Origin of the sequence: Kordia sp., from assembly GCF_965224175.1 — a bacterium.
In the GTDB taxonomy this organism is placed as follows: domain Bacteria; phylum Bacteroidota; class Bacteroidia; order Flavobacteriales; family Flavobacteriaceae; genus Kordia.
In genome coordinates this window covers 2,583,052-2,600,772 of record NZ_OZ245041.1, presented here as the reverse complement: position 1 = coordinate 2,600,772, position 17,721 = coordinate 2,583,052, and the positions used below count along the sequence as shown (strand labels likewise).

At 33.1% G+C, this 17,721-nt stretch carries 15 protein-coding genes; 2 read left to right on the top strand and 13 right to left on the bottom strand.

Features of this window, described 5'->3' with window-relative positions:
- Positions 1-46: 46 nt before the first annotated feature.
- The 11 genes from ACOQOS_RS11080 to ACOQOS_RS11030 all read right to left on the bottom strand — a co-directional run bounded on the left by ACOQOS_RS11080 (position 47) and on the right by ACOQOS_RS11030 (position 11,540).
- Complete coding sequence (locus ACOQOS_RS11080; RefSeq protein WP_420575033.1) at positions 47-1,594, bottom strand: vitamin K epoxide reductase family protein; 1,548 nt, start codon at positions 1,592-1,594, stop codon at positions 47-49.
- A gap of 215 nt (positions 1,595-1,809) precedes the next feature.
- Positions 1,810-1,971 carry a hypothetical protein gene (locus tag ACOQOS_RS11075; RefSeq protein WP_420575032.1) on the bottom strand — a complete coding sequence of 54 codons (162 nt, stop codon included), beginning with the start codon at positions 1,969-1,971 and terminating at the stop codon, positions 1,810-1,812.
- Positions 1,972-2,105: 134 nt separating this feature from the next.
- Positions 2,106-3,392, bottom strand: coding sequence for a rod shape-determining protein RodA (gene rodA / locus ACOQOS_RS11070; protein ID WP_420575031.1), 1,287 nt, complete (start codon positions 3,390-3,392; stop codon positions 2,106-2,108).
- On the bottom strand, positions 3,385-5,268 hold the full coding sequence (gene mrdA / locus ACOQOS_RS11065; RefSeq protein ID WP_420575030.1) for a penicillin-binding protein 2: 1,884 nt from the start codon (positions 5,266-5,268) through the stop codon (positions 3,385-3,387). Before mrdA ends, rodA begins: the two co-directional genes overlap by 8 nt.
- Entirely contained in the window at positions 5,265-5,771 is a 507-nt protein-coding gene (locus ACOQOS_RS11060; protein ID WP_420575029.1) for a rod shape-determining protein MreD, read from the bottom strand. Before ACOQOS_RS11060 ends, mrdA begins: the two co-directional genes overlap by 4 nt.
- The gene (gene mreC / locus ACOQOS_RS11055; RefSeq protein WP_420575028.1) at positions 5,772-6,596 is read right to left on the bottom strand and encodes a rod shape-determining protein MreC; all 825 of its coding nucleotides are present in this window, start codon (positions 6,594-6,596) and stop codon (positions 5,772-5,774) included.
- 7 nt (positions 6,597-6,603) lie between these two features.
- A complete protein-coding gene (locus ACOQOS_RS11050) occupies positions 6,604-7,641 on the bottom strand; it encodes a rod shape-determining protein (RefSeq protein ID WP_405302835.1) in 1,038 nt (345 codons plus the stop codon).
- A 67-nt stretch (positions 7,642-7,708) separates the two neighbouring features.
- Positions 7,709-9,241, bottom strand: coding sequence for a bifunctional phosphoribosylaminoimidazolecarboxamide formyltransferase/IMP cyclohydrolase (purH, locus tag ACOQOS_RS11045; protein WP_420575027.1), 1,533 nt, complete (start codon positions 9,239-9,241; stop codon positions 7,709-7,711).
- A gap of 193 nt (positions 9,242-9,434) precedes the next feature.
- Positions 9,435-9,827 (bottom strand): nuclear transport factor 2 family protein, encoded by a 393-nt coding sequence (locus tag ACOQOS_RS11040; protein WP_420575026.1) that lies wholly within the window; start codon positions 9,825-9,827, stop codon positions 9,435-9,437.
- 46 nt (positions 9,828-9,873) lie between these two features.
- Positions 9,874-10,926 carry a glycosyl hydrolase gene (locus ACOQOS_RS11035; RefSeq protein ID WP_420575025.1) on the bottom strand — a complete coding sequence of 351 codons (1,053 nt, stop codon included), beginning with the start codon at positions 10,924-10,926 and terminating at the stop codon, positions 9,874-9,876.
- Positions 10,927-11,081: 155 nt separating this feature from the next.
- Positions 11,082-11,540: a GAF domain-containing protein gene (locus tag ACOQOS_RS11030; protein WP_420575024.1), complete on the bottom strand. Its 459-nt coding sequence runs from the start codon at positions 11,538-11,540 to the stop codon at positions 11,082-11,084.
- 170 nt (positions 11,541-11,710) lie between these two features.
- Between ACOQOS_RS11030 and xrtF the strand changes: the two genes are divergently transcribed.
- Complete coding sequence (xrtF, locus tag ACOQOS_RS11025; RefSeq protein WP_420575023.1) at positions 11,711-12,238, top strand: exosortase family protein XrtF; 528 nt, start codon at positions 11,711-11,713, stop codon at positions 12,236-12,238.
- Positions 12,239-12,679: an exosortase F system-associated membrane protein gene (locus ACOQOS_RS11020; RefSeq protein WP_420575022.1), complete on the top strand. Its 441-nt coding sequence runs from the start codon at positions 12,239-12,241 to the stop codon at positions 12,677-12,679. It begins immediately after the preceding gene.
- Positions 12,680-12,734: 55 nt separating this feature from the next.
- On the opposite strand, the gene ACOQOS_RS11015 is transcribed toward ACOQOS_RS11020, so the two are convergent.
- Together ACOQOS_RS11015 and ACOQOS_RS11010 are read right to left on the bottom strand one after the other, a co-directional pair.
- A complete protein-coding gene (locus tag ACOQOS_RS11015; RefSeq protein WP_420575021.1) occupies positions 12,735-15,119 on the bottom strand; it encodes a hypothetical protein in 2,385 nt (794 codons plus the stop codon).
- Between the two features lie 40 nt (positions 15,120-15,159).
- A complete protein-coding gene (locus ACOQOS_RS11010; RefSeq protein ID WP_420575020.1) occupies positions 15,160-17,676 on the bottom strand; it encodes a hypothetical protein in 2,517 nt (838 codons plus the stop codon).
- Between the last annotated feature and the right edge of the window lie 45 nt (positions 17,677-17,721).

Genomic DNA, 17,721 nt, shown 5'->3' with positions numbered 1-17,721 from the left:
AACTAGTTCTCTTCTTATTAATAAAAAAGAACGTTAGTAAGGTTACTTAATTTTCTCGTTGCGTTTCTAATACTATATCTTGAATAAATAACGGTAAGTCTTTAATCTCGTATGTTTTTGGGAAGAAATTATCATTCAAAATACTGGCAGGTGTATAATGTACATCATTAATATTACACCATTCTGTATGCGCTTCCAAGACTTCTAAAACCATTGTGTTCTCGGAAGTTCCAAATTTCTTGTGCCATGCATCAATATCTCTATCTGCAAACCATTCTTGCAATGCTGCATAAGATTTTTTAGGATCTTGTAAATATAAATCCACTAATCGAGAAGCAATTTTGGTACTTTTATTTTCAGCATCTTTAGGGACATTAAAAATAAATTCTAACTGAATATCTTCTCCGTATGTGCTGATAAGTTTGTCATACGCTTCAAAAGCAGCTGTACAATAACCACACAACGGATTGGTAACTCCTTGTAACTTTATCGCTCCATTAGGATTTCCAAAGACGACACGTAATTGCTCAGGAATTACTTTCGTATTTAATACACTTTGTTCCTGTAGCATTGTTTTAAATAACTCAGGGTTTCGTTTGAATTTAAGGAAATCTGTTTCAGTAGTAGCTAATTTTTCGTGACTTTCCCAGTACGATTTACAATAATTCCATCCAATATATAAAAGAGCAAAAATGCCAATCAATTTTACAATATATGAAGTGTCTACTAACCATTTAAAATTAAAAGTAGCTAGTAATAAAGCAGTTTGTAGCACTAAAATCCCAGCAATTAATAAACACAATGCACACCATTTTTTTAAGACAAAACCTTGCCTAAATAATGCATAAATCACAATTGGAATTCCAGTAAGCGATAGTGCAAGTAAAACACTATGGTCAAAACCGATAGAAGACAGAACTAAAAATAATCCTGCAAAGAATACAAATGAAGCATCACTCAATGATATAATACCAAGAATTTTATTTCCTTTCGTATTAATCACTTCTCCACAAGTACTATTTTTAGAAATTGCACCACAAACTTTAGCAACGGCTTTACTTTTTATGCCTAAATCTTCTCGTATAATAAGAATACTAATGTATAAACCAACTAGAGTTAATGCTGTATATAACAAGTATACAAAATCAAAATTCAAGATTACATTTGCAGAAGCCACAGCAGCTACAATAAAATATGGTAATGCTGTTTGAATTGATTTTGTATTGACACTTTTTTCAAGTTCTTCTACTGCGACTATAGTTCCTGTCCAACGTTCTGTGAATACTGCTTCAGAAATTTTTTCCTTCTTTTCTTCAGCATTTACAAGATGTATCATGCCACGTTTTTTATTTACAAGTACAACTTCTTCTCCTTGTTCAGCTTTTATTAGTGCTAAAAAAGAGGTTGGCATTTGCGATAAAGCTTCTTTTGGAACCGTAGCTGCTAGATTTTCGATTTCAAAATAGTCTAAAGTATCTGTAATTGCTTTTAAACTCGGATAATCAGGATGTGATAATAATTGCAAGTTTAAAAGCTCGCGATCAATATCTAAATAACTATTATTAGTTAATAAAGAAAGGATAATGTTTTCCATCTAAAAAGTATTTCAATTTTGGTAGGGGAAATTAAAATTTAATATAGTCAAGCTAAAGATAGAAAGTATTTTTGAAGTACATAGTATGAATAGGTCTTTTTAAGAATTTGAATTGTTCAATTTATAAAACAAAGACATTTAAAGAAAGCGAACGTTTGTTCGCTTTTCTAGTTTTTCTCCAACAAGTAAGCCTGTTGAGAGTATTATTTTCGTTATTAAATACAAGGAGAATTGTACGGTAATGCGCATAATGGCGCTTCCCATTCTCCACCACATAAAGCACACGCTTGTGCAGTTCTAGGCCAAAACCCACCTGTAATTTGGCGTTGTTCTTTTTTACTTAACTTGATTCCTAAATTTGAAATGCTCTTTAACATAATTTGTAATTTTTTGGTTAAACATTGTCAAAAAGTAAAAAATCAAATAAAAAGATCAGTAAGGTTCTTCCTTACTTAACATTCCTGTAGCAATTTTTAGAAAATAATATACGATATAGAAATATATTGTGTCTTTACCATTCATTAATGCGATTGGCATCTAACTTTATGAAGATAAAAAGTAAAATAGTAAAGCCCCAAAGTCCTGAACCACCATAACTAAAGAAAGGTAGCGGAATTCCAACAGTAGGAAATAATCCTATAACCATTCCAATATTAATGGCGAAGTGAAAAAATAGAATGGCGGCAACACTGTAGCCATACACACGACTGAACTTTGATTTCTGTTGTTCTGCTCTGTGTAAAATCCGCAGCAGCAAAAACACAAAAAGAAAAATAACAATGCTTGTACCTATAAAACCCCATTCTTCTCCAACAGTAGTGAAAATGTAGTCTGTGTCTTGCTCAGGAACAAAATCACCTCTAGTGCGTGTTCCTTTTTGCCAACCTTTTCCCCAAAAGCCACCAGAACCAATAGCAATTTCAGACTGATTAGTGTTGAAGCCAAAGGTTTTTCGAATCTTCTCAAGCTTTACGGGATCTTTCTCTAAACCTAAAACTAAGGTAAAACGATCGCGATGATGTTGTTTGAATACATTGTAAAAGATATAATTTACGGCTAAAATAAAACTAATTGCAGCCACTAATGAGAGAAGCGCATTGATTCTTTTACGTTTCAATGCTTGTCGGAAGAATACAAAAATAATCAGTAAACCGACTATAAGTGTTGCTACAGAGGCAACAATATATCCAACCTTAAGCGTAATGACGAATAACAATACCAACGAAAAACCAATCCATAAATAAATTGGCGGCAAACCTTCACGATACAATACAAAAAAGAACGCCATATATACCATAGCACTACCAGCATCTGGTTGTAGCATGATAAGCATTGGTGGCGTTAAAATGATTGCAAAAGAGATTAACTGATGATTAAGATCTTTAATATTCGTCTGAATATCACTGAGGAACTTTGCCAATGCAAGTACAGTGGCAACTTTAGCAAATTCAGAAGGTTGAATGGTAAAACTTCCAATTGCATACCAAGAAGTTGCTCCGTTTATATTTTTACCCAGAACCATTAATCCTAGTAAACTCAGTAACCCAGCGATATAAATGATACTAGAGAATCGTTCGTAAAATTTCGCTTCAATAGAAAGAATAAGAATAATTAATACTAGACTAGAACCTATAAAGAATAACTGCTTTCCGTACAATTGACTCATGTCTAGAAGTCCAGTAGCACTTTCTGTCACAGAAGCAGAATAAATGTTAATCCAACCAATTCCAACTAATAAAAAGTAGAGTAGCATGGAAAGCCAATCTATTTTTTTGATAAATTTTATTTCTCTACTCATTAATTTTAAATGGTTTTCCGCTTAGTGGCTTTGCATATTCATCTTCCAAACTCTTTTCTAACACTAACTTTTCCATGTCTTTCAAAGTAATTTCACCTTTTAAGTATTTCTCGATCATTAAGCTAGAAATTTTTCCTGCCCAACGTGCTCCATAATAGCCGTTTTCAACAAAAACAGCAATCGCAATTTTTGGGTTGTCTTTTGGCGCAAAGGCTACAAAAATTGAATCATCCGTTAACTGTGTTTTTTTACCATCAATTCTCACAAAATTTTCAGCCGTTCCAGTTTTTCCACAAATTTCAACTCCAGGAACATTCAATAGTCTTGCAGTTCCACCTTTTTTCATACTGAATACATCGTGCATTCCCTGAATTACAGGTTCAAAATGTTCTTTATCGATTGTAGTATATTTGGCTTTTGTAAAATGCGGATCTTCAATAGGCTTTCCATCAATAGCTTTGATAATATGTGGTGTGTAATAATGACCTCTGTTGGCAATTGTAGCAGTCATATGTGCCAATTGAATTGGTGTCATTTCTACTTGCCCTTGTCCAATAGCATTAGAAATTGTATTTAAAACATGCCATTTATTATGTCCAAAATAAGTATCTGTATAATAATCACCAGTTGGAATTCTTCCTTTTCGTCCTGTAGAAAGATCGTTTCTAAAATAATCACCTAAACCAAAACTTTTAAGATGATTGCCCCAAGCGTTCATTCCTTCTCGTGGTGAATCATATTTATTGATAGACTGGCGATATGCATTTGCAAAATAGGCATTGCATGATTTGGCAACACCGCTAATTACATCTCGTTTTCCACTTCCGCAGTGGCAACCCATTTTTCGACCGTTTCTTCCATATATATATCCATTGCGACACGTATAGGTTGAGCTTGGCGTAATGACACCTTCTTGTAGTGCAACTAGAGCGTTTAAGGTTTTAAAAGGAGATCCAGGAGCGTATTCAGCTAATAAAGTTCTGTCGTATGTTGGTTTCCTAATAGAATCGTAATATAGAGCGTTGTAATTTTTAGAACGTTCACGACCGACTAATAAACTTGGATTGTAACTTGGAGCTGAAACTAAGGCTAGAATTTCACCTGTAGATGGTTCAATAGCAACGATTCCGCCACGTTTATTAATCATGAGTTTTTCACCGTATTCCTGTAATTTATTATCAATAGTAATTTGAATATCTTTTCCATTAACAGGAAGCGTATCGTATTTTCCATTTTCGAAAGAACCTAACTCTTTGTTATGAATGTCTTTTTGAATACGTTTTACGCCTTTAATACCGCGTAATTCGTTTTCATATGATTTTTCAATTCCTGTACTGCCAATCAATTCTCCTGATGAATAGTATGGATTCTTTTTTAAATCTCTATTGTTTACTTCGCTTATAAATCCTAAGACATTAGCTCCAACAGTTGTTTGATAATTACGGATAGATCGTTTTTGAATATAAAACCCTTTGTAGCGATGCATTTTTTCTTGAAGATACGCGTAATCTTGCTTAGCTAGTTGTGCTACAAATACGGAAGGAATTCTACGTGAATATCTTTTTGCCTTTTTAAAACGTTTTAAAAAATCTTCTTTAGTGATGCGTAAAAAATTACAAAACTCTAATGTGTCTAAGGCTTTTACTTCGCGAGGAATAACCATTACATCATACGAAGGTTGATTGGCTACGAGCAATGTTCCGTTTCGATCGTATATAAAACCACGTTCAGGATAATCGTAAATGGTTTTTATAGCACTATCATTCGTAAAATCTGTGGCAACTACATTTTCTTTAAACAGTTGAAGGTATGAGAGTCTTCCTGTGTAAATGACTCCTACAGAGATAATGACAAGGTATAACAAAAGTTTCCTCATGAATTTTTACGACTAAATAAAGTTATTGATAATGTGACGATTAGAATAGTAAAGATACTAAAGAATAACGTATTTCTTAGAATAATAAGTATGTCAGAAATGTTAAAAATTTCTAATAAAAAGAAAAAGAAGTGATGAATGATGGTTAAGATAGAAATATACATCATTCGTTGTCCGAAAGCCGTATTTTCAAGCTTTACCGATTGATGTTCGTAACTAATACCAAACGCAAAGCGCAATACAAATGGACGTATGTATGCAATGATCAAACAAGCAGCTGCATGAGCACCGCCAGAATCTGAAAACATATCAACCGTAAGACCTAATAAAAAAGCAATGACAAGAAATGCACTTCTATTGGCATTAAAAGGAAATAGAAAAATAAAATAGATGTATACCAACGGATTGATGTATCCCAAGAAGTCGATATGATTACATATCAATACTTGCGCCAATACCGCGATGACAAATCGTACACTATTCCAAAAAATAACTGGACCCATTTAATTTTTAGGAGCTAATAAATTATCAATTTCTTCTCGGTGCAAATTTTCAATAATATACACATGTTCTAAACTCGTCATGTCATTAAATAATTGCACATTTATATCATATAAATTCTTGGTAGTATTTAGTTTAAAGTCTTTTATGGTTCCAATAGGAATTCCTTTAGGAAACAATGTAGAATTTCCGCCAGTAATAATAGTATCGCTTTCTTTGATAATAGCTAGTTTTTCTACATCAATCAATTGTATAATATTTGGGTTTTTTCCGTCCCAAGACAGTGAACCGTAATGATTGTCATTATTTTTTAATTGTGCATTAATACTATAAACCGAATTTAAAATACTAATTACAGTAGCGTGACTTCCACCAACTTGATCGACAACACCAATAATTCCATTGGAAGTAATAACGCCCATATCTGTTTTAATGCTATCTGAAGCTCCTTTGTTTATCAACAAAATATTGTTGCGATCTGAGTAATCATTTTTTATGATTTTGGCACTTCGCAGTAAATAGTGAGTAGGATAGGAGCTACTGTCAATATACTGAACCGTACTTAAACTGTCTTTTTTGTTGAATAAAATACTTTTCAGTCGAAGGTTTTCTTCAATCAATCGTTCGTTTTCAGCTTCTAATGAAAAATAAGAGGAAACTCCATTTGCTTTTTCATAAATACCACCTGAAAGCCAATTGGCAGAATTGATAAATTTACTTTTGTGATACGAATGTGATTGAATGGTAAAAACTAAAGAAATAAGCAGCAACACTAAAAACAGAATAAAGTTTTTATTCTTGATTAGAAAATTAATGATATGTTGCATGACTTACTTAGTTCTTCTTCCCAATTAATACACTTTTGAATTTACTTAAGTTTTTCAGGGTAATTCCTGTTCCACGTACTACAGCTCTTAATGGATCTTCAGCAATGTATACTGGTAAATCTGTTTTTTGAGAAAGACGTTTGTCTAAACCACGTAACATAGATCCTCCACCAGCAAGATAAATTCCTGTATTGTAAATATCTGCAGCTAATTCTGGAGGTGTTTGCGATAATGTTTCCATTACTGCATCTTCTATACGTAAAATAGATTTGTCTAAAGCTTTGGCAACTTCTCGATATGAGATTTGTACTTGCTTAGGTTTTCCAGTCAATAAGTCACGTCCTTGAACCGACATTTCTTCTGGCGGAACTTCTAAGTCTTCTGTGGCAGCTCCAATTTGAATTTTAATCTTTTCAGCAGTACGCTCACCAACATATAAGTTGTGTTGCGTACGCATGTAATAAACGATATCGTTGGTAAATACATCGCCGGCAACTTTTACAGACTTGTCACAAACAATTCCCCCTAAAGCAATGACAGCAATTTCAGTAGTTCCTCCACCAATATCAACAATCATGTTTCCTTTTGGTTGCATGATATCGACACCGATACCAATGGCAGCAGCCATTGGCTCGTGTATCAAATAAACTTCTTTTCCATTAACGCGCTCTGCCGATTCTTTTACCGCTCGCATTTCTACTTCTGTAATTCCAGATGGAATACAAATAACCATACGAAGTGAAGGTGGAAATAATTTCTTTTTGAGCGCTGGAATATTTTTTATAAACAGACTGATCATTTTTTCAGAAGCATCAAAATCTGCAATGACACCATCTTTTAATGGACGAATCGTTTTGATGTTCTCATGGGTTTTTCCTTGCATTCGGGCAGCTTCCTGTCCAACAGCAATAATTTTGTTAGACATCCTGTCCCTGGCGACAATAGATGGACTGTCAACAACCACTTTATCATTATGAATGATTAAAGTGTTTGCAGTTCCTAAATCTATTGCTATTTCCTCTGTTAAGAAATCAAAAAATCCCATGTGTTATGTCTGCTATTTGTGTACCTTTTGTAAGTCGCTATTAATGAATTACAAAGGTATAAAATTTTTAATGTTTAAAGTGTCTTGCGCCAGTAAATACCATTGCAATTTCATTTGCATTGCAATAATCGATACTTAATTGGTCTTTAATAGATCCTCCAGGTTGAATTACCGCTTTAATTCCTGCTTTATCTGCAATTTCTACACAGTCTGGAAACGGGAAAAATGCATCACTCGCCATTACGGCTCCGTTTAAATCAAAATTGAAACTATTGGCTTTTACTATAGATTGATTTAATGCATCAACTCTACTTGTTTGTCCAGTTCCGCTAGCACATAATTGTTTGTTTTTTACTAAAACAATGGTGTTTGATTTTGTGTGCTTGCATAATTTGGAAGCGAATAGTAAATCTTCTAACTGAGCATCTGTTGGTTTATTGTTTGTTGAATATGTTAAATCTTCAACTACATCAGTTTTTCCATCTTTATCCTGAACTAATACACCATTTAAACACGTGCGAACTTGTGTTTCAGGCAATGTTACTTCATTTTGAATTAAGATGATTCTGTTTTTCTTTCCTTTTAATACTTTTAAAGCATCTTCATCATAGGATGGGGCAATTACTACTTCACAGAATAATTTGTGAATTTCGTCTGCAGTTGCTTTGTCAATATTGGTATTTGCAATTAATATTCCGCCAAAAGCAGAAACAGGATCTCCTGCTAACGCATCTACATACGCTTCATGTATGGTAGCGCGTGTTGCAAAACCACAAGCGTTGTTATGTTTTAAAATTGCAAATGTAGGATCGTCGTTTGTAAACTCGTTCATTAAGTTTACTGCTGCATCCACGTCTAGCAAGTTGTTATAACTTAATTCTTTTCCGTGAAGCTTTTCAAACATTTCGTCAAAGTTTCCGAAGAAGAATCCTTTTTGATGTGGATTTTCTCCATAACGCAATACTTTTCCTTTCGTTTCACTTACTTTCAATGCCGCAATTGAATTGTCTTGATTGAAATAGTTGAAAATAGCTGTGTCGTAATGCGAAGATACATTGAAAGCTTTGGCAGCAAATGCTTTTCTATCTTCTACAGAGAATGTTCCTTCTTGCGTTTCAAGTAAGTTTAAAAAGTTTCCATAATCGTCTACAGAAGAAACACAAAGTACATCCGCAAAGTTTTTTGCAGCTGCTCTAATTAATGAAATTCCTCCGATATCAATTTTTTCAATAATATCTTGTTCGCTTGCGCCTGAAGCAACCGTTTTTTCGAACGGATATAAATCTACAATGACGATGTCAATTTGCGGAATTTCATATTGTGCCAATTCGGCAACATCACTTTCATTGTTTTGACGATTTAAGATGCCTCCAAATACTTTTGGATGTAATGTTTTTACACGTCCACCTAAAATAGAAGGATATGAAGTTACATCTTCTACAGGAACTACAGGAATACCTTGATCTTTGATAAATTTTTCTGTTCCTCCAGTAGAGTAAATTGTAATACCTAATGCATGCAGTTTTTCTACGATTGGAGCCAATCCGTCTTTGCTAAAAACCGAAATTAAAGCTGATTTTGCTTGTTTCTGGGAATTCATTCGAGTTGTGTTGTTTAAATGTGTTGTTGTGAAGCTGCAAAAGTAATAATTAACACATAAAAAACACGTTCTTCTAACGATAAATAATTGAGAATTTTAGCTTGAATTAAGATTACTTCATACAAATATCAAAAATTCGTATATGAAGCTTCGTTTATAAACATTGTCAGATTCTTAATTGTCAACTTTAACTTTATGTTTTATCACTTGAATCATTGTTTTCTTCTAATTTTATACTACTTCCTGCGATCACTTTGAGTTTATTATCAACTAATTTCCATATACGGATGATTTTATATTTTCCATCAAGAGGATAATCAAAGAATTTCCCTTTCATTTCAATAATAACTGAAACAATCGCATTGTCTTGAATCACATTTATTTTTTGATCAGAAGATGTAATTTCATCAATTGTCATATTTCCCAAACGATATGTTTCCAAATCCATAGCTTTTGTAATGGTTTCACCATTAGGTATCGTAAAAAGTAGTTCTTCATGGAGTAATTCGTCTAGCTTGTTAACATCACAATCTTTCATTGCGTTTAAAAGTGTTTTTTCGACTTCTATGATTGTATTTTTTTCCATGTTTGAATCCACTCTTTTTGGTTATGTATTTTTATGACTTGTTATTTTAGTTCGTAATATTCTTAAAACTAAAAAAGTTTTGCTTTTTAGTTAATTCAGGATTATTAATGAGTCCTGATTCAGCATGAGCAGGATTGTTGCTACCTTCTACAAGCTTGAAAAAATAGGCTTCTGTAATAGGTAAATTATTAATAACTTGAACATACAATTCCAATCGTTCTGCTTGATATGCTTCTGAGGTTGGTTCAATATTTACGTTCGGTCCGCCAAATTCTGTAACAATAATAGGTTTGTTCACCATGCTTTGAAAATTCTCAACGTATACAGTCCAGTTTTCAGCATCATCGTACAAATGGATGTCTACTTCATCGTATAAAGCATTTTCTAACACGTACTCAATACGGTTTTTTACAGCGATAAATTCAGCATTATTGCAATTTTGATCTAAAAAAGCACGATTGTACAGAATGCCTTCATCATCAAAAAACTCATCAATTAATTCATTGCATCCTGCTAAAAATCGCAATGATATTGTAGTAAATCCGCCAAGAACAAATTTGGTTGTTGGAGAGTATTGTTGAATGGCATTGTAAACAATATTGCTAGCCGTTACAAATTCTTGTGCTGAGCCAGCATACCAAAAATTGGTTTGCCATTCGTTTCCAAATTGTATTTTAGAAATTCTATTGGCGTATCGTTGAACTAATTGTTCTATATAATTTTTAAACTTTTGATTGTCGTTAAATACACAGGAGTTTTCATTCTGTACAGCACTGCATGCCCAATCTGGACCGTTAGATTGAATAGTTAGTAACACATTTATATTATTATTTTCTGCCCATTCAATTCGGTTGTCAAGTGGTGCCCAATTGTAGTTGTCTTCCGTAACTTCTCTGAAGCGCCATTCTTCACCAATACGAATGTTGTGTACATTTAATTCGTCTAAAAGAGGTGCGGTAAATGTACGCTGTTCTTCATTTGCAACAGGCGGAAAAGAGATGCCTAATTCAAAATTTATAGCATTATCCAACACAGGGTTGGTGTCTTTTGAACAGTTTGTTAAACTAAAAAGTAATATAACGAACACCCATTTTTTCATGCTTCTAATGTATGGATTACGTACTTTGTATACAAACGAAATTCTTTTTATTCGTTATGTTTTTAAGTAAGAAATAGCATCAAGATTTATGTTTGGTTTTCAATGAAAACATTGTTGGAGAATATATTTATCGTACTCTTATATTTTAAAACTTCCTAAGAAAGTATCTCCGCAACTTTTGCATTGATAAACTCCAAGAACTCTTCGTCTTCTTTTGTGAAAGGATCTGGTGTGTGTGAATCAATATCAATTTGGCCAATGTTTTCTCCGTTGACAAACAAAGGAATTACAATTTCTGCTTTTACATGAATACTACATGCAATGTAATTATCTTGTGCTTTTACATCAGGAACTAAGAAGTTTTCATTAGAAACTGCTACTTGTCCGCAAATTCCTTTTCCGAAAGGAATAATGGTATGATCTGTTGGCTCGCCAGCAAATGCTCTCAGTTTTAGCTCTGGTTTGTCGCCATTTTTAAAATAAAATCCAACCCAATCATAGTGTGCAATATTTTCTTGTAATAATTCGCAGATTTTTGTCATGCGATCATTCACAGAGAGTTCAGTGTTTGCTATAATCTTTTCAATTTCGGGTTTATATGTTGTAAATGTCATTCTCTTTTTATCTTTTAATTCCGCAAAAATAGTCGAAAAAAATCTAAAAATCTTTCATGAACGCACTAATAAAGTCCATGGAAAAACGAATCCGACAAAAATTGCAGAAAATGTGATATTTTCAATGGTTTTGGAGTATGTTTGTAACTCTTTGAACTATAATTACGATTGTGTTAGAAAGCATCCAAAAATACAAATCAGCTTTAGGATTTATTGTAAAATTCTTTGTCACATACGCAATACTTACGTATGTATATAGTTTGTATTTGAGTAATTTTGATGGCGAACCTGACGGAATAACGCGTATTGTGGCACATCAAACAGAAAGTATTATTAATACTTTTGGGTATACAGCAAATGTAGTTGTACATGAATCGGAGCCTACAATGAAATTATTGGTTCACGGCAATTATGTAGGTCGTATTGTAGAAGGTTGCAATTCTATTAGCGTATTAATTTTATTTATCACTTTTGTCATTGCCTTTACTGGGAATTTAAAAAATACAGTACTATTTATTCTTATTGGAAGCGCATTGGTATACTTGGCAAATTTAGTACGCATTGTTATTCTTGGTATCGGATTGTATCGTTTTCCAGAACAAGAATATTTACTACATCAAATTGTATTCCCGACCATTATTTATGGAATGGTATTTTTGCTGTGGATGTTTTGGGTTCAGAAATTTTCTAAAAAGTAAATGAAAAAAGTTTGGAAATATATAGTTATTGGATTTCTTTTCGGGTTGCTCGTGTTAATAAGAGCATTTGAAAACCAGTTATTCTATGATCCGTTTTTGACATTCTTTAAAAATGATTATTTACAAGCAAATATTCCAGCATACGATGGATGGTTGTTATTTTTGAATCATGTTTTTAGATACGGATTGAATATGCTTGTTTCCTTAGCAATTATTTATATTGCTTTTGAGAATAAACATGTACTAAAGTTCTCTTTTGGTTTATATGTAGTCGCCTTTGTGATTTTAGCAGCGTTGTATTTTTATTTCATTCAACACAATTTAGCTGAAGATTATTTGCTAACGTTTTATGTACGTCGCTTCTTCATTCAACCACTTTTTGTACTGATTTTATTGCCCGCATTCTATTATCAGCGGAAAATAAAACATGAAGAGTTTTAGATTTTAGACGTGTTTGAAACTTCATTGAATACATTTTTTAAATTATCAAACAGTCCTATTCCTCTTCTTGAATTGTAACGGTTCTTTTTTCAGAAATTAAACTTCCATCTTTAGAAATTCCTTCAATAAACATGGTAAGTGCTTTTATGTCTTTGTGTTTTACAGAAAAGTTAAAAGGTCCTCTTTTTGGAACAATGTTATTTGGTCTCCAATCTATAACACCATACCTTACATATGTGTCACTAGTAACTGAACGGTATTTGGGTTCGTAATATTCTTTTGCGACACTAAAACCTATAGGTGGAGTTTCATCGGTATAGTTATCTTTTCTTGTTTTGTTGATTTTTGTCAATGGCGTTTTTCGAGTGTATACTTTAATAACGCCTCCACTAGCACCAATTCCATAACCTAATCCGTCTTTACTAATAATCACTCTTTCCACATTCGCAGACGAAAGATCTCGCAGAAAATCAAAACTTCTCATTCGCACATCATCTACAAATAAAATAGGAGATAGGCGAATAGGAGTTCCATTGCTGCTTCTTTGTAATGTTAGTGTTTTTCTGCTGTAAATAGATACGGCCGTAGCTTTTAAAGGATGTTCTACAACATCAAAACCGCTATTTTGTATGAGTTCCGTTATTTTTGGATACCGTAAATATTCGTCTACGCCAATTTTGGTTTCTCTACCGTTAACCATCATCGGATCTCTTGTTTCCTTTTTTTCGTTATTGTTATTGCCACTTAAAAGTACTGCATCCAACGCTTCTGCATCACTTGGGAAGAAACCGCTTGGAAGTCTGAAAATGTTGTTTTTGTTTAAAAATGAACGATCAATGTGTATGTTTTCTGAAATTTCATCCTCTTCATCACTTACATTATAGCGTAAATACAATTTAGGCTTTAAAAATTCTTTTTTATGATTGATATAAGAGAAACGCAATTTTTCATCAGCTTCTGGAAATAAATCATATACTACAAAATTTCGATCTTTATCAATCGGAATGTATTGTGCAGGCAAATCTCTGGTGTCATATAAAAACATTCCTTTAATACGATTTGTTGGAAAATTGACAGTTCCTCTAATTGTGATTCCTTTTTCAGTAATTGGTTTTTTGGGTTGATCTTGAAAAATGGCTGTCCAATCATATTTGCTCCAACCTTGCGTAATTAATAATGCATCAAGTGCTTTTCTTTTGGTTTTTGTATTGTTTGGGAAATAATATTTCGGATTCTCAATTTCACCGCGTACATATGGTTTTAAGTAGAAGCTAGAAAATATATTGTGCGCCGGATTGTAGGCTTCTGTAGTTGCTGGTAAAATAGAAATACTTACATTGGCTTCTCTGATTCTGGGTTTATTTTTAACTAGATATAAAGAAAATTGTGAAACATCTTTTTCTGTGTTTGTCTTTTTGAGCATGACAGAAAGATCTTTGATAACCTTTCTGTTGAAAAATAAACGTTCTAAAATTGGTGTTTTGCCGTCAAATAGTGTGATAGTATTTACACCATTAAATAATCTGCTGCGCGCAATTGATAAGTTTACTTTTTCTGTGTTTTTAAAAGAAAACGGCATTGAGCGTGACAAACCATCTTTATGAATCAGAATGGTGTATTTTTTAGAAATAATACTCCGTAATGTTTCTGAATTTGTGTTGAAAGCTATTTTTATACTGTCTTTCTGAATATTATCTACCTGAACTACAATTCCAGTGTTTTCCACCTTTGGTAGTGTTTTTTGACTGGTAGTTTCCTCTTTAAAAGTGATTTTTGCGTTGAAATTAGCATTCGCTTTGGGCAAAAGTTTAAAAGTTCCAAAACCATAATTGTTACTTTCAAATGTGGTTACTTCTTCATTATTTTCGTTATAAATAATTCCAGTTGCATACACGCCTTTTCCGTCTTTACTGATGGCTTTAAAAGCAATGGTATTTTCAACATCTTTTACTAAATGTCCACCTTCGGGTAAAAACTGAATATCGTATGTCGTAGTTGATGAATCGTCAGTTTTTTCAGTGGTATAGTTGCTTCCGTAAATTGTAATTTCTTCTATAAAAACTTCTGTAGATTGTTGGTCAATCATCTGCTGTGTTGCCGCTTTTATATAATACTTTCCTGAATTTATTTTGTTGTCAAGTTCAAGATTTCCATTCGTCAATCCGTTGCGAATGCGGAATAGTTTTTTAGAAACCTGCTTGCCGTCATGATTGTATAAGCCTATATATAAATTAGTAGAAGCACGTGAAATTTCTTCGTTTCGTTTATTTAGAATGTAACTTTTAAACCATATTTCTTCACCTGCCAAGTATGTGGTTTTGTTAAGGTGAATAAATATAGTTTCATCATCAGAAACTTTGAAATATTCTTGATAGCGTTCACCAATAGAAACGTCTGTTTGTGAAAACATATTCCATGACATCACTAACAATAAACACATTGCGTAGTGACTTTTTTTTAGGTGAAAATGTAAACGTTTGTTATTCATCATCATCTTGTATTGTAATGGTTCTTTTTTCCGAAATCAGGCTTCCATCTTTAGAAACACCTTCAATATACATCGTAATTGCTTTAGCATTTCTATGTTGTACGATAAAGTTAAAAGGTCCTCTTCTTGGAATTGTATTGTTTGGTCTCCAACCAATTGTTCCATAATTAAGATACGTTTTATCTGTGAAAGAACGGTATTTTGGTTCGTAATATTCTTTTGCGACACTAAAACCAATTGGTGGTGTTTGATTTACATAAGAATCTCTACGTGTTCTCGCGCTTGGTGTTAATGGAGTTTGTCTTGTATAAATTTTGATCACGCCGCCAGTTCCTCGCATTCCGTATCCTATTCCAGTTTTGTCAATAATAATTCGTTCTACATTAGCCATTGAAAAGTTAGCTAAAATATGGAAATCAGTTAAAGGCGTATCGTCAAGAAAAACCAATGGTTCTACGCCAGTTCCGCCACCAGCCGCTGCAGACGGTTTCGATGAAGGAGCGTTTGCATTTGTGCCAGTGTTTGATCCAGATGCTCCATTAGGAGAAGTTGGTCCAGGTAATCTAGGGCGTTCTGGTTTTGGTTTTTTAGGCGCCAAATTTCCAAGAGTTAAAGGTCTTCTAGACAAAATAATCATTTTTCCTAGTCCTAAATCTTCAATGACATCAAAGCCATTATTTTGAAGAAAAGTTCCAATTCTTGTATATCTCGCATATTCTTCCATTCCAATTTTTGTTTCTCTACCATTGAACATCATTGGATCTCGCTTCTGTCTTTTTTTGTTATTCGTAGCTTTTAGGTGAACTGCGTATAAATCTTCAGCATCTTTAGGGAAAAAATTATCAGGAAGCATGAAAATATTGTTTTTGTTTAAAAAAGAACGATCAATATTCATGTTTTCTGAAATTTCATCCTTTTTGTCGCTCACATTATAGCGCAAATAGAGTTTTGGTTTTAAGAATTCTTTTTTGTGATTGATATATGAGAAACGGAGTTTTTCATCAGCTTCAGGGTATAAACCATAAATTACAAACTTTCGTTCCCTATCAATAGGAATGTATTGTGCGGGCAAATCTTTTGTGTCGTGTAAAAACATTCCTTTTACACGTTTTGTTGGAAAGTTTACAGTTCCTCTAATCACTATTCCTTTTGCAGCAATTGGTTCTTTGGGTTTGTCTTGAAAAATGGCTGTCCAATCATATTTACTCCAACCTTGCGTAATTAGTAGTGCATCGAGTGCCTTTCTTTTGGTTTTTGTATTGTTTGGGAAGTAATATTTTGGGTTCTCAATTTCGCCTCGAACATACGGTTTTAAGTAGAAGCTTGAAAAAATATTATGCGCAGGATTGTAAGCTTCTGTCGTTTCTGGTAAGATAGAAATACTGACATTGGCTTCTTGAATTCTAGGCTTGTTTTTCACTAAATACATGGAAAACTTAGAAAAATCTTTTTCTGTTTTTATCTTTTTAACCATGACAGAGAGATTCTTTACTATTTTTCTGTTGAAGAATAAACGTTCTAAAATGGGCGTTTTGCCATCAAATAATGTGATTGTATTTACACCATTAAATAATCTGTTGCGAGCAATTAATAAGTCTACTTTTTCTGTGTTTTTAAATGAAAAAGGCATAGAACGCGACAATCCGTCTTTATGAATGAGTATGGTGTATTTTTTAGAAACTATGCTGCGCAATGTTTCTGGATTTGTGTTGAAAGCTATTTTTACACTGTCTTTTTGAATGTTGTCTACTTGTACAACAATTCCAGTATTTTCTACTTTGGGAAGTAGCTTTGCATGAGTAATATCTTCTTTAAATGTGGTCTTTGCTTTGAATATGTTATTTGTTTTTGGTGAAAGTGTAAAGGTTCCAAAACCATAATTATTACTTTCAAACGTTGTAATTTCGTTGTTGTTTTCGTCATAGATAATTCCATTTACATACACGCCTTTACCTTCGCTATTCATGGCTTTGAAAGCAATGGTATTTTCAACATCTTTTACAATATGTCCGCCTTCAGGCAAAAACTGAATGTCGTATTTTATATCTGCGGCATCTTGTATTTTTTGTGGCGGAATGTTTTCTCCGTAAATCGTGATTTCTTCAATAAAAACTTCTGTAGATTTTTCGTCAACCATGTATTGTGTTGCCGCTTTTATATAATATGTTCCTGAGTTGAGGTCTTTGTCGAGTGCAAGATTTCCATTGGTTAATCCTCTGCGAATGCGAAATAATTTTTTTGAAAGTTGTTTGCCATCTTCATCATACAAACCTATGTACAAGTTTGTAGATACTTCTGAAATTTCTTCGTTTCGCTTGTTAAAAATATAGCTTTTAAACCATATTTCTTCGCCAGCTAAATAGCTGGTTTTGTTGAGGTGGACAAATATGGCTTCGTCTTCAGAAGCTTTAAAATGTTCTTGGTAGCGTTCACTGATATTGATCGTTTGCGAAAATGCAGTGATGGAAAATAGCAATAGAATGTAGCAATACAGATAATCTTTTTTCATAGGTATTATTGGTTAATCGGTTTAATTTTTTTCTAAAAAAATGTA

What these genes read in the sequence shown, in the direction of transcription:
- ACOQOS_RS11080 (WP_420575033.1), bottom strand. Translation starts at nt 1,594, where the DNA reads ATGGAAAACATTATCCTTTCTTTATTAACTAATAATAGTTATTTAGAT.
- purH (WP_420575027.1), bottom strand. Translation starts at nt 9,241, where the DNA reads ATGAATTCCCAGAAACAAGCAAAATCAGCTTTAATTTCGGTTTTTAGC.
- ACOQOS_RS11060 (WP_420575029.1), bottom strand. Translation starts at nt 5,771, where the DNA reads ATGGGTCCAGTTATTTTTTGGAATAGTGTACGATTTGTCATCGCGGTA.
- rodA (WP_420575031.1), bottom strand. Translation starts at nt 3,392, where the DNA reads ATGAGTAGAGAAATAAAATTTATCAAAAAAATAGATTGGCTTTCCATG.
- ACOQOS_RS11040 (WP_420575026.1), bottom strand. Translation starts at nt 9,827, where the DNA reads ATGGAAAAAAATACAATCATAGAAGTCGAAAAAACACTTTTAAACGCA.
- ACOQOS_RS11020 (WP_420575022.1), top strand. Translation starts at nt 12,239, where the DNA reads ATGAAAAAAGTTTGGAAATATATAGTTATTGGATTTCTTTTCGGGTTG.
- ACOQOS_RS11050 (WP_405302835.1), bottom strand. Translation starts at nt 7,641, where the DNA reads ATGGGATTTTTTGATTTCTTAACAGAGGAAATAGCAATAGATTTAGGA.
- mreC (WP_420575028.1), bottom strand. Translation starts at nt 6,596, where the DNA reads ATGCAACATATCATTAATTTTCTAATCAAGAATAAAAACTTTATTCTG.
- ACOQOS_RS11075 (WP_420575032.1), bottom strand. Translation starts at nt 1,971, where the DNA reads ATGTTAAAGAGCATTTCAAATTTAGGAATCAAGTTAAGTAAAAAAGAA.
- ACOQOS_RS11035 (WP_420575025.1), bottom strand. Translation starts at nt 10,926, where the DNA reads ATGAAAAAATGGGTGTTCGTTATATTACTTTTTAGTTTAACAAACTGT.
- ACOQOS_RS11015 (WP_420575021.1), bottom strand. Translation starts at nt 15,119, where the DNA reads ATGTGTTTATTGTTAGTGATGTCATGGAATATGTTTTCACAAACAGAC.
- mrdA (WP_420575030.1), bottom strand. Translation starts at nt 5,268, where the DNA reads ATGAGGAAACTTTTGTTATACCTTGTCATTATCTCTGTAGGAGTCATT.
- ACOQOS_RS11030 (WP_420575024.1), bottom strand. Translation starts at nt 11,540, where the DNA reads ATGACATTTACAACATATAAACCCGAAATTGAAAAGATTATAGCAAAC.
- ACOQOS_RS11010 (WP_420575020.1), bottom strand. Translation starts at nt 17,676, where the DNA reads ATGAAAAAAGATTATCTGTATTGCTACATTCTATTGCTATTTTCCATC.